Source organism: Paenibacillus sp. PvR133 (assembly GCF_017833155.1).
GTDB classification, from domain to species: domain Bacteria; phylum Bacillota; class Bacilli; order Paenibacillales; family Paenibacillaceae; genus Paenibacillus; species Paenibacillus polymyxa_B.
The window spans coordinates 3,256,860-3,268,407 of record NZ_JAFIBS010000001.1 but is presented as its reverse complement, the minus strand read 5'-3'; the positions used below and the strand labels follow the sequence as shown (position 1 = coordinate 3,268,407).

Annotated in this window: 12 protein-coding genes; 3 read left to right on the top strand and 9 right to left on the bottom strand. The window is 47.1% G+C overall.

All coding sequences use genetic code 11. The features are described 5' to 3' along the window. Positions 1 to 32 precede the first annotated feature (32 nt). The gene (locus tag JOE49_RS14470) at positions 33 to 560 is read left to right on the top strand and encodes a thioredoxin family protein (protein ID WP_013309735.1); all 528 of its coding nucleotides are present in this window, start codon (positions 33 to 35) and stop codon (positions 558 to 560) included. 90 nt (positions 561 to 650) lie between these two features. Here JOE49_RS14470 and JOE49_RS14465 read toward each other — a convergent pair whose 3' ends face one another. The 3 genes from JOE49_RS14465 to JOE49_RS14455 are packed head-to-tail and all read right to left on the bottom strand — an operon-like array spanning position 651 to position 3,162. Continuing rightward, entirely contained in the window at positions 651 to 1,220 is a 570-nt protein-coding gene (locus JOE49_RS14465) for a DUF309 domain-containing protein (protein WP_209941637.1), read from the bottom strand. Then, positions 1,221 to 2,033 (bottom strand): GTP diphosphokinase, encoded by an 813-nt coding sequence (gene yjbM / locus JOE49_RS14460; RefSeq protein WP_023988035.1) that lies wholly within the window; start codon positions 2,031 to 2,033, stop codon positions 1,221 to 1,223. It lies immediately after the preceding gene. Positions 2,034 to 2,067: 34 nt separating this feature from the next. Then, positions 2,068 to 3,162 carry a quinone-dependent dihydroorotate dehydrogenase gene (locus JOE49_RS14455; protein ID WP_023988034.1) on the bottom strand — a complete coding sequence of 365 codons (1,095 nt, stop codon included), beginning with the start codon at positions 3,160 to 3,162 and terminating at the stop codon, positions 2,068 to 2,070. Positions 3,163 to 3,380: 218 nt separating this feature from the next. Here JOE49_RS14455 and JOE49_RS14450 point away from each other — a divergent pair, with 218 nt between their 5' ends. Continuing rightward, complete coding sequence (locus JOE49_RS14450) at positions 3,381 to 3,527, top strand: hypothetical protein (RefSeq protein ID WP_023988033.1); 147 nt, start codon at positions 3,381 to 3,383, stop codon at positions 3,525 to 3,527. A gap of 27 nt (positions 3,528 to 3,554) precedes the next feature. Here JOE49_RS14450 and JOE49_RS14445 read toward each other — a convergent pair whose 3' ends face one another. The 3 genes from JOE49_RS14445 to JOE49_RS14435 all read right to left on the bottom strand — a co-directional run bounded on the left by JOE49_RS14445 (position 3,555) and on the right by JOE49_RS14435 (position 6,930). Beyond that, positions 3,555 to 4,979: a L,D-transpeptidase gene (locus JOE49_RS14445; protein WP_209941635.1), complete on the bottom strand. Its 1,425-nt coding sequence runs from the start codon at positions 4,977 to 4,979 to the stop codon at positions 3,555 to 3,557. A 266-nt stretch (positions 4,980 to 5,245) separates the two neighbouring features. Further along, positions 5,246 to 5,488 (bottom strand): ferredoxin, encoded by a 243-nt coding sequence (locus tag JOE49_RS14440; RefSeq protein ID WP_023988031.1) that lies wholly within the window; start codon positions 5,486 to 5,488, stop codon positions 5,246 to 5,248. Between the two features lie 161 nt (positions 5,489 to 5,649). Then, complete coding sequence (locus JOE49_RS14435) at positions 5,650 to 6,930, bottom strand: DNA polymerase IV (protein ID WP_023988030.1); 1,281 nt, start codon at positions 6,928 to 6,930, stop codon at positions 5,650 to 5,652. A gap of 292 nt (positions 6,931 to 7,222) precedes the next feature. On the opposite strand from JOE49_RS14435, the gene cimA reads away from it, so the two are divergent. Continuing rightward, on the top strand, positions 7,223 to 8,839 hold the full coding sequence (cimA, locus tag JOE49_RS14430) for a citramalate synthase (RefSeq protein ID WP_028542818.1): 1,617 nt from the start codon (positions 7,223 to 7,225) through the stop codon (positions 8,837 to 8,839). A gap of 38 nt (positions 8,840 to 8,877) precedes the next feature. Here cimA and JOE49_RS14425 read toward each other — a convergent pair whose 3' ends face one another. The 3 genes from JOE49_RS14425 to JOE49_RS14415 form a co-directional block, all read right to left on the bottom strand. Further along, the gene (locus tag JOE49_RS14425) at positions 8,878 to 9,522 is read right to left on the bottom strand and encodes a TlpA family protein disulfide reductase (RefSeq protein WP_209941633.1); all 645 of its coding nucleotides are present in this window, start codon (positions 9,520 to 9,522) and stop codon (positions 8,878 to 8,880) included. A 169-nt stretch (positions 9,523 to 9,691) separates the two neighbouring features. After that, a complete protein-coding gene (locus JOE49_RS14420) occupies positions 9,692 to 10,429 on the bottom strand; it encodes an exonuclease domain-containing protein (protein ID WP_023988027.1) in 738 nt (245 codons plus the stop codon). After that, complete coding sequence (locus tag JOE49_RS14415; protein WP_023988026.1) at positions 10,426 to 11,508, bottom strand: DUF294 nucleotidyltransferase-like domain-containing protein; 1,083 nt, start codon at positions 11,506 to 11,508, stop codon at positions 10,426 to 10,428. Before JOE49_RS14415 ends, JOE49_RS14420 begins: the two co-directional genes overlap by 4 nt. Between the last annotated feature and the right edge of the window lie 40 nt (positions 11,509 to 11,548).

Below are 11,548 nucleotides of genomic sequence, written 5' to 3'. Positions count from 1 at the left end.
ACATATTTTGAATTTTGATAGGAGAGATTGCATTGAACGCACAAAAATCCAACAAAAAAAAGCTTATACCTGTCATCGGCTTTTTTGTTGTGCTGGTCATTTTGCTTGGAGTGCTGCTCGCTTTAAATTCAGGCACTAAGAACAAGCTGTATGGCGTTTCCACAGCCTCGTTAAATCCTGCTACTCAAGAGTTGCTGAATGACCCGAACTATCAGCAAATTATTAAGCCGGAAGATCTACAGAGCAAAATTGATAAAAAGGAAAACTTTTTCGTCTATCATTTCGCGTCCGACTGTGTGCATTGCCGCGCCACTACTCCCAAGCTCTTGCCTTTGAGCAAGCAGGAGAACATCACGATGCACGAATTTAACCTGCGTGAGTATGAGGATGGCTGGGACAAGTATAAGATTGAGTATACCCCTACGCTCATTTATTACGAAAAAGGCGTGGAAAAGGAACGTATGGTAGGCGGGTTGAAGGAAAGTCCTTCGGACAATGGGTACACACTCGACGATTTCAAAGCCTTCTTTGAGAAATATAAAAAGAACGTAACCTCCTAGTCAAACGTTCACACACCTGAAACGATAAAGCAGCCCGATCCCCATGAAACGGATCGGGCTGCTTGCTTACCATGTGCATGTGCTTCAAACTCAAGGCGCATCCTTCGTTTCCACCGAGACAAAGCCCGATCCGCCAGCGGCCTGTCTTCGCCTAATTGAAGCTTCCAGCGCCTGCTGACGCTGCTCATGCTTTTCCCCACGCCGAGGACCTCTGTGCTGCGGGATGTTGACTGGAATGGACGACGATGCCTTCTCCACGGCACGGCGCAACCCGGGCTCGACGATTTCAATCGTCAAATCCCGATAAACCGGCGGTTGGTGCTGAAGCTCTTCCGTGCAGGTCATAACAGCTTCAGCAAGCTGACGGGCGCAAACGCGCGCCTCGTCCACCAGTTTCGCCATATTAATGCCCAGCGCCTGCGAAGGAGCATATTCCAGCCGGTGGACCGCACTATCCAGCATCATATGTCCACCACGATAGTTACCATTCCGAAAATGATACAGTCCTACAGCAACTTGCAGCAAACCTTTATATACAGGGTCACGGTCCAGCTTAAGCCACAGCTCTTCCAGTACCTCATGACATTCAAAGTAATCCCGATCCCGATTGAAGTATACCAAATAAGTCACGTACAGCGGTTCGTAGGAAAGGTTTGCCATTTAATATTCATCCCTGTCTTCTTCCTTGGTAGAGGCTTCTAGCATCTCTTTAACCTCATCGTGAAGCAGCTTGATTCCTTCCATGTCGTGCCGTTCCCACAGTTCATTAAATCTGCGCTGCGCATCAATCGTTTCACTGATCTTATGGTAGAAATACAGCCGATGCATACCTGTTAGCACTTTGGATACGATATTGGCTTCATCCTCGAACTTTTTCTGCGCTTCCAATATTTCAAGACGCATGGAAGACATCTCATTATCCAATACAAAGGCTGCCTCAGCTGCCTTTTTCAACCGTGTGCGCATATTATCAGGCAAGCTTTCACGATACTTATAGCTAAGAGAATGCTCTATGGTTGCCCAAAAATTCATAGCCAACGTGCGGATTTGAATCTCTGCCAGCACGATTTTCAGCCCCACTGCTGTTTGAACCGGATACTCCACAATCATATGAAAGCTGCGATAGCCGCTGTCTTTATAATTGGTGATATAGTCCTTTTCATACAGTACGGTCAAATCCTTACGTCTTCTGATATATTCGGCCACCCGCCGAATATCCTCTACAAATTGACACATAATGCGAATGCCTGCAATATCCTCGATTCCCGTCTCCAGCTGATCAGAAGGAACTTGTAATCTCTTCGCCTTATCGAGGATGCTTGATATTTTTTTAACCCGTCCGGTTACGAATTCGATAGGAGCGTATTCCTCGCGCTTTTTCAGCTCCGCACGCATTGTTTTGAACTTGACCTTAAGCTCTTCCACCGCCTGATCGTATGGCAGTAAAAATGTTCCCCAGTCTCTTCCGTCCATCCCCGTACCTCCTGTCTCTTCCGACAACACTTTTTTATCTGTGATCTGCACCAACAGCCTCGTTAATGTGTCTAAAGCCGTCCTTTCGAAGCAGCTCACGCAGGCCAGCATGTATAGCCCTATTTACTTCCGGCCCTTCGTAGATCAATGCTGTATAAATTTCAATCAGGCTTGCGCCTGCTTTAATTTTGTCATAGGCATCACGACTCGTGAAGATGCCGCCTGATCCGATAATAGGCAGCTTACCTTCCGTCTGGCGATACACCCGTCCGATGACCTCTGTGGAACGGTCACGCAGCGGCTTACCACTCAGCCCTCCTGTTTCACTCGCATTTCGGTGCGTCAGACCAGCTCTGGATATTGTTGTATTGGTCGCAATAATGCCGTCTACTCCACTGGCAGCAATCGCGTCTGTCATATATTCCAATTCCTCATCCGATACATCCGGCGCAATTTTAACCAGTACAGACTTGGCATTGCCATACTTTTTCGCCTGGACTCCCATCTCTGCCCGAACCGCTTCCAATAGCGACTTCAGTTCATGACCATGCTGGAGCTTTCGTAAATCCGGCGTATTCGGCGAGCTAATATTCACTACAAAGAAGTCCGCATATGGATACAGTGCAGAAATACACTTTTCATAGTCCTTATGAGCATCCTCATTGGGCGTGAGTTTATTTTTACCGATATTAACTGCGACCGGAACAGGTCGATGTTTGAGTGCAGCCAGACGTTTGGCCATGCTCTCAGCACCCAGATTGTTAAAGCCCATCCGATTGACTAACGCCTCATCGGGAGGCAGTCGGAACAAACGGGGCCGATCATTGCCGGGCTGTCCCACAGGTGTCACCGTTCCCACTTCCATAAATCCAAACCCGATGGAAGAAAAACCAGTAACCGCTTCTGCATTTTTATCCAGTCCTGCAGCCAGTCCAATCGGGTTGGGAAAATGAATGCCAAACAGATCAACGGCAAGATCCTCCGTTTCCTTGACTCCGTACATCCCTCGCAGTGTCGCTGCTCCACCAGGGAGTGAACCCGCATGTTTTAAGCCGTCAATGACTACATGATGGGCCGTCTCTGGACTCATTTTAAAAAAAACAGGTTTCGCAATCCTTCGATACAACACGATTCATCCACTCCGTTCTATGCCCTTGCACAATCCTAAAAAAACATCTCTACAAAATAGTTTAGCTTTTTCCATACCAAAAAGAAAGTAATTTGCGAGGTGTAGTATCAGAACAATTCAGTTGTCATGGAGATGTCATTGAAAATGTATAATCAAACCATTTACAATGGACATAGTAAGACAAGACCTTAGCCCGTTAGAAAAGAGGGATTGCTGATATGAAGACCAAGCGCAAGCCGCCCAGTCTGCAAAAGAAAAAGGATGAGGTGAACAAGAAAGCGATTGTATGGACCGCCGTCAGCTTTGTTCTCCTCATCATTGTGATTATTCTGGTCATTGTTTTAGCACAAGCAGGAAATCGTTAAACACCAAGTAGCAATAGCATCAAAACGTTAATTTAACCAGTGATAGGTTTTGCGGGGATTCGTCTGGTCATGCTGCGGCTCACTTGTAAATCGAGAACCAGGCACCAGCACTTGATCAGGCAATCCCCCGTTACCAATGACCACCTCCGTACCCGAAGGTACGAGTGCAAACAATTCCTCCACATCCTCTTTACCCATTCGGACGCAACCCAACGACTCATTTTTGCCAATGCTGTCCGGCTCGTTCGTGCCATGAATGGCATAATTCGTTGCAGACAGTTGCATTCCACGACTACCAAACTCACCGTTGGATTTACCGTTCGGATTTACTACTTTATCGCTAATCACAAATTTCCCTTCTGGTGTTCTTTCTCCACCCAAACCGATAGGATAATTTCGAATAAGTACATTGCCACTTACCAGGGCGAGCCTGTGCTTAGATTTGTCCACCACAATTCGCAGCGGTTGCCCCAGAAAAGGTCGTCCGTGCAATGACGATGCCAGTAATGGACTGTTTTCGGCCGACGAGTCAGCGTCTAAATCTACTGCCTTCCCTGTTCCCTGTCCAGGTGAAGCAAGTAAATTACGCACAGGTGTAAAAGCCTTCTTCATCCCGTCTGTCGTACCGTACATCGTGTTAGCGGGAAAGTCTCGAGTCAGTTCATCAAGACTCTGGGGAAGACGTTGATGCTGTGAGCGAAAAGCACGCATGGAGCTATTCAACACAGCTAATTCCTCCTGTCCAGCAGCCCATTTTAGACCTGCTTTGCGAAGATTTTCACTGTCTGACGGCTTGCAAGCACACGCAGCGGCGTCGTAAGACTGAACAGCTAATTCGCCGTTTCCTTTGTTCTGTACACTAAGTAATGGCTTCATGCCCTCTCTCCAGAGCAGCCACGAGCCCCCTTGCTCCATGCCCAACACCGTAGTCTTGGACGGCAATCGGCTAGTCTTAGCCAACATATCAGTAAGCCCCGTTCCAGCTCCACTCCCTTTTCGAGCTTGAGCCGTAAACACACCACCAACCACACCGATCTGGGCCATCTCCTTCGGATCAGCAGTGGCCACTTTCGTAACTTCAATATTATCAATTGCTGCCTGCTCAGTTCCGGATGGAACAGATGTATTTTCATTTGAGGGTCTCGGTGAATTGGCTGAAGGAACCCATATGAGCAGTAGTACCATTAACGCAGTTAACAGGTGGCGTGTTCGAGCCGTCCTTCGCTCCTTCTCCTTGGACATCTGAACCAGTTTATCCTGATATTCCATCCATACGTCTGCCGGAATCTGTTTATGCTCGAAGGCTTCGAACACTTCTCCTGCGCGATTGAAGCAATAATTTGCTTTGCCCTCCTGACCGCTGCTCTCATACTCTTTGCCGAGTAAATACCAGGCCATTTTATTATCAGGGTGTTTTTTTACATACGATTTAAGATGAGGCGAATGGTTCATCGGATCCTCCTGATCGTGTAATCTTGCATACTTCCTATTATGTATATCGGTAAAAATAGACTCGATGGACAGCACATAAAAAAAACGTCTATCGATGGACTTTCACGGAAGCCAGACCGCGTTTGGCAGAAATTTTTTTAGATTATAGAATGGCTCAGCTCCGCTGAACCATTCTATAATCTAAAAAAAACAGCACCGACAGCTTACTTTCACCGTTATACGGCGAAGGGAGCTGTCGGTGCTGTGCCTATCAAAGAAGCCTACGCTTAACCTTCTTTATTGAACGGCTCGTCTGCTACTTTAATGGAATCTGTAGGGCAACCGTCACAAGCATCCTGCATATCATCAAACAAATCATCCGAGATTGCCTTGATGCCTTGGTTTGCATCCCCTTCAAAGATCACTTCAGCCAAACCTTCATCATCATAATCATAAATGTCAGGTGCTGTAGCGCCACAGGCTCCGCAAGCAATGCATGTATCTTTTTCTACCCAAGTGTATTTAGCCATAACTTTTCTCTTCCTCCTATACAATCAAACAAACCAGCTTTTACATTCTATTCACATATTAATACAAACCCAATATTATTACAAATTATTTTCCTTTATCCTTCGTGTAAAAAATGCTTATAACGTAAGCTTCTGATGCTTGCAATAATCTATCCAAAAGCTCACTCCGGAGTTGGTAGATTGTCTTTTTGCAGCGAAGTTCCGCGCAGCTTGGAGTTGCGCAGAAGTACCGAAGGATCATCTCCCAGCATCCCAGCGGTCAAAATTGCATTTTCACCAAACTTATCGCGCAGTGCATCCATCGTCTTCAATAAGCTTTCTTTCTTAGGCTGATCCTGGTATTCAAATAGATCCATTTGAACGGCCGCTTCCTCCTTTGGAATGAGCTGCTGTAACGTAATCCCCAGTAAGCGTACAGGCTTATCTTCTCCCCAATGGCGACGATACAACGCACAAGCTTCCTTATATATGTCCTCTGCACTTTCCGTAGGAGTGCTCCTGACTTGAGAACGCGTAAAGGTCTTCATATCCGGCGTCCGAATCGTCAATTGTATACCTCCTGCCAGCATACCGTGTCGTCGAAGCCGCCGGGCCACCTGATCACTAATGTTAAGAAGTACCCGTTGGGCTTCTTCCAGCTTTACCACATCCATAGGCAGGGTAGTCGTGTGACCAATGGACTTGTTTGGCTCCCGCTCAGTGCTGACAGGTGAATGGTTAATTCCGTTAGCGGCCAATTTTAACCACGAACCCGTCACACCAAATACGCCAACCAGCATATGCTCATCGGCCTTAGCCAGCTGCCCAATGGTACGAATATTCATTTGTAGAAGCTTATCTGCCGTTTTGCGGCCCACACCAAACAATTGACCACAAGGAAGGTTCCACAAAATATTGGGTACATCACGCAAACGTAGAATAGATATCCCGCGTGGTTTTTTCAGATCAGAAGCCATTTTGGCCAGCAACTTGTTAGGAGCAACTCCAATTGAACAGGGCAGGCCCAGTTCGTCTTCTACTCTGCGCTGGATTTCCTCAGCAATTTCCATAGGTGTTCCAAACTGTTTGGAGCCAGAAATATCCAGATAGCACTCATCAATTGAAGTCGCTTCAAGCATAGGCGTATACGAATATGCAATGCTCATAAATGCTTTGGAATAACGACGATACAAGTGAAAATCAGGCTGTATTACAATGAGCTGTGGACAGATCCGGCGAGCCTGCTGAACGACCATCCCTGTTGAAATACCCAATCGTCGGGCTTCATAAGAGCAGGTTACAATTACACCTTTGCGCAGCTCACTACTGCCTGCCACCGCGGTAGGCAGTCCCTTATATTTCTCCGGCTCCTCCGCTGCATGAACGGAACAATAAAATGCATTCATATCCACATGCAGAATAACTCGCCCACCAGCCGGATAATAAGCACTGACATCTTTCATGCTCAACCCTTCTTTTTAACTGTAAATTCACCCGTCATCGCGGGAATATGTGTTTTGATTTTATACTTGAGACACTTTTAAATGCTATTTCTATTTTACATAAAAATAATGGTTTTGCGGCTAAAAATGATAATTATATATTACAATTGAAGTCATAAGTTGATATAATCGACTAACATACGAACACGACAAACTAACGCTTTCCTGTTTTTAAGCGTTAAACAACTAAATTAATGTGCTTAAAAAAGCAGAGCATCACCAATCTGAGCAATCCGCAAAGGAGGAGTCCCTCATGTCCACCGCTATTTCTATCTTTGACACAACGCTGCGAGACGGCACTCAAGGAGAAGGAATTAGCTTGTCTGCTGATGACAAATTGAAAATCGCCAAAAAACTCGATGATCTCGGTGTTCATTATATTGAAGGCGGGATTCCCGGAAGCAACAGCAAGGATATCGAATTTTTCAAACGGGTACAAGAGCTGGGCCTTCAGGCAAAGATTGTCGCCTTTGGCAGCACGCGCCGCAAAGATAGCATCGCAGCACAGGATGTCAATCTGCAACGAATTCTGGAATCCGGCGCTCAGGCTGCTACACTTGTAGGTAAATCATGGGATTTTCATGTACACACCGCCTTACAGACGACACTGGAGGAAAATCTGTCTATGATTTACGACTCCATCGCCTTTTTAAAGCAAGGGGGCATGGAGGTTATTTTTGATGCCGAACATTTTTTCGACGGATATAAAAATAATCCCGAGTATGCAATGGCCGTTATGAAAAAAGCTGAAGAAGCAGGCGCGGATTGGCTCGTGATGTGCGATACAAACGGCGGTACCCTACCGCATGAGATTCGGGAAATTGTCACTATGCTGCAAAGCCAGATTACGAGGTCACAGTTGGGTATTCATACACACAATGACTGCGAATTGGCAGTAGCGAACTCTCTAAGTGCTGTACAAGCAGGCGCAAGGCAGGTTCAGGGTACCATCAACGGCTACGGTGAACGGTGTGGTAACGCTAACCTGTGCTCCGTCATTCCTAATTTGCAGCTCAAGCTGGGCTACGACTGTCTAGATATTGAAAAGTTAAATCAACTCCACAATACAGCCCGCTTTGTGAGCGAAGTCGCCAACGTCAATATGCCTGTGAACCAGCCTTATGTTGGCAATGCAGCTTTTGCCCATAAGGGGGGCATTCACGTGTCAGCCATTCTACGCGACTCGCGAACTTATGAGCACATCGCTCCTGAACTCGTGGGGAACAAGCAGCGGGTTTTGGTCTCCGAACTGGCCGGGCAAAGCAACGTGGTATCCAAAGCGCAAGAGCTGGGCATCACCCTTGACCCATCCAGTGATGAGGCACGTGGCGTAATTAGCCGCATCAAGGAACTGGAGCATCAGGGATACCAGTTTGAAGGCGCGGATGCTTCGCTGGAACTGCTCATTCGTGAAGCAGGCGGTGAAGTGAAGGAAATGTTCTCTTTTGAGTCCTTTAAAGTGCTGGTAGAGAAAACAGCCGGCCGCCCGGTCGTATCCGAGGCATTCTTGAAGCTGAATGTCGCAGGGACGAGTGTCTATACCGCAGCTGAAGGCAACGGTCCTGTCAACGCGCTCGATAACGCACTCCGCAAGGCTCTTTCTCAATATTTCCCTGCCTTGCGGGACATGCATTTGGCTGACTACAAGGTACGTGTGCTTGACGAAAAGGATGCCACCGCCGCCAAGGTACGTGTGCTCATTGAGTCTAAAAATTACGAGGACGTCTGGAGTAACGTAGGTGTATCTGAAAATGTAATTGAAGCCAGCTGGGAAGCTCTCTTGGACAGTTTCCGTTACGCATTGTTGGAAGCACCAACTCCCAAAAACGATCAGGCAGAGCTTACTCATCATGGATTAGTTAATCACTAATCAGGTGCTCGCATGAGCTATAAGGTGCCTTTGGCGGTCTACTCGGCTCCCAAAGACACCTTCTTTTTTTGAAGAGTTTTTATTTTGCGTTCCAACTCCTGCTCACTGAGCATTCCGATTATGATTTCGCGGACCTGTCCATGATGATCAACCAGTACATGGGTCGGAAAAGCCCCCCCTCCAAATCGTTCAAACAATGCTCCTTGCTCATCAAGTAAAATGGGAAATTGGAGATCCAAAGAGCGGGAAAACTTCTGTACATCCTCCAATCGATCATAGCGAGTTACATTGATACCATAAACATCCACATCATCTTTGTACTTACTATACAACTCATTCAGCATAGGTGCTTCTAATCGGCACGGGTCGCACCACGAAGCCCAAAAGCTAATAACCAAAGCTTTATTGCGCGTGGCCCCTACATCGTAGGACTTGCCATTTAACCCCTTTAAAATCAAAGAAGGAAGCCGTTGACCAGGCTTTATCTTTTTCATTACCTCTACCGCATGTGCTTCAGCCTCTACCTCTTTCTCAGCTTCAACTCTTTCTCTACCATATTCCTCTTTTAATGGTACATTTTTTATGGACAGGCTTGCTGCATAAGTTGTGTTTGCAATAACTCCCCATGAAGCCCCAACCACAACCAGCATAACCATCGCTCTGATGAAAAGAAATCTTTTCACGTCTTATCACCTGTCTTTCATCTAATGACCCTTACCTTCTCCATAGGATGCCCATACTGTTCCCACCTCTAACCTTCTAAATCTGAACAGGACGCAAAAAAACAGCAAACCCACGAAATCGCGAACTTGCTGTTTTTATGTGTATATGAATGCTATGCCTCGTACTGAATCAGGCATGACTTAAATGCGCGTAGACATCTGCCAAATTGGTCACGTTACGCTTCAGCATTTCCTGAACATACGCAACCCACAGCTTAGCCGTCATTTTCGCATCCTCTAACGCATGGTGCCGCCCTTCAATCGGAATGGATTGGTAGGCCAACAATTCATCCAAACTGTAGGTTTGATGTTGCTGTGGCTCGAGCCATTTGGCAAGCATCATCGTATCCAGAACACGATGAGTCAATTGGACTTTAGATGTTTTCCATAACGCAGCATTCAAAAAGGCCTTATCATGAGCGCTAGCATGTGCTACAAGTACTCGCCCACCTACAAAGGACATAAAGTCGTGCAGTCCATTCATAAGTGGTGGAGCTTGATCCGTCATTTCCCGGGTAATCCCAGTTAGCTCGGTAATGTGCTCAGGAATCACAGTCCGTGGATTAACAAGCGTATAAAACTGCTCTTTTTCCATAATCATGTCCCCGACAACCCGAATCGCCCCGAACGATAAAATCTCATCTCCATGCTGTGCTGAAAATCCCGTTGTCTCCAGATCAAAAACTACCGTCTCCAAACGATCCAGCGGGGTCCGCAATACTTCAGAGCGCCGTTGCTCCCGGGTTAAGGAGCGAATAAACGCCATCTGCTGAGCCGTAGGAGCCCCCATTACAGATGCGATCGCAGACGGTACTCCTCCTCTGCGGAGAGCGCTCCAGAAGCCACTTCCCTGCGCCGGTTCCTTCATGACCTTCTCCCTTCCATAAATCGCAACTGCCTTTGCAACGCACGATGCAGCCGTCGTACCGTCGAAAGCGCCTCGCGCAACTCATGCCAGCCTTTACCTTGTTTCAGCGGCTTTACAGCCAGGTAGCCATTGCTGACCAGCAATCCATCATTCTCTTTCACTGGCGTAGCCATTCGTAGCTGAAGCGCAATCCGAAAGGCTCGCTCGCAAGCATCGAGTAAAGGCAACGGTGCCGCTTCCAGTGATGCGAGACGACTGAGCCTTTTGAAGGTGGAGGTTTCCTCTACACCATGTTGCAACGCCAAAAAACGGACTGCGTTCACCAGTGGAATGTACAATCCGTATTTCACATCAAAATCGCCCGCATGCTCACCGAAGCGCTCGGTAACGATCTGACCTAAAATATTAAGTGTCGCTTTATGCCTCACTGTGTTCCTAAGTACCGCCGAGGGTAAATCAGGATGTTTTCGGAACAACTCATAAAAACTTCGTTTCCAGTTTGCAGATAGTCGCTCATCTCCAGCGATATGCCTCATATCAGACGAGATAATCAGATAACGGATCGGCTCCCAAGCAAAATCATCCGACCATTTCGTTAGCTGTTTTTGCCATCCAGACAATGTTTGACGCCACAACGGCTCCGAGCACATTACTTTCCCTTCACATTTGGGATATCCCAAATACTCTAACATCGCAGACACTCTGCGACCAAACTCTCTAAAATACAATTCTTTGTCAGCAGATATTGTGTCACTGATAATCATACCGTTATCCTGGTCACTCCACAGCGTCGATTCCGAGCGCCCCATGCTTCCGAAGGCTATAAATGCGTAAGGGACGGGAGGAGGGCCGAAGCCATCCTCAACCATCCCTTTTTCGCACATTTGTACAGCTCTGGCCGCGATGCGGTCATGCATTTCATTCGCCGTTCGTAACCAGTCTGATAACGGAGCGGAGGCTTGGGAAGCCAGCAGCCATTTTTGAGAGTCGACCCTGGCCTGCCTTAGCGATTCAGGTGTATCTGCATGATCTATCGCTTCGGCGGAACTCACCCAAGGGGCCATATTTTGCAGTTCCATACTTCCATCTCCTCCGCTCATCCATACTGGTTCTTTATAT

What these genes read in the sequence shown, in the direction of transcription:
- JOE49_RS14465 (WP_209941637.1), bottom strand. Translation starts at nt 1,220, where the DNA reads ATGGCAAACCTTTCCTACGAACCGCTGTACGTGACTTATTTGGTATAC.
- yjbM (WP_023988035.1), bottom strand. Translation starts at nt 2,033, where the DNA reads ATGGACGGAAGAGACTGGGGAACATTTTTACTGCCATACGATCAGGCG.
- JOE49_RS14450 (WP_023988033.1), top strand. Translation starts at nt 3,381, where the DNA reads ATGAAGACCAAGCGCAAGCCGCCCAGTCTGCAAAAGAAAAAGGATGAG.
- JOE49_RS14445 (WP_209941635.1), bottom strand. Translation starts at nt 4,979, where the DNA reads ATGAACCATTCGCCTCATCTTAAATCGTATGTAAAAAAACACCCTGAT.
- JOE49_RS14440 (WP_023988031.1), bottom strand. Translation starts at nt 5,488, where the DNA reads ATGGCTAAATACACTTGGGTAGAAAAAGATACATGCATTGCTTGCGGA.
- JOE49_RS14435 (WP_023988030.1), bottom strand. Translation starts at nt 6,930, where the DNA reads ATGAAAGATGTCAGTGCTTATTATCCGGCTGGTGGGCGAGTTATTCTG.
- cimA (WP_028542818.1), top strand. Translation starts at nt 7,223, where the DNA reads ATGTCCACCGCTATTTCTATCTTTGACACAACGCTGCGAGACGGCACT.
- JOE49_RS14420 (WP_023988027.1), bottom strand. Translation starts at nt 10,429, where the DNA reads ATGAAGGAACCGGCGCAGGGAAGTGGCTTCTGGAGCGCTCTCCGCAGA.
- JOE49_RS14415 (WP_023988026.1), bottom strand. Translation starts at nt 11,508, where the DNA reads ATGGAACTGCAAAATATGGCCCCTTGGGTGAGTTCCGCCGAAGCGATA.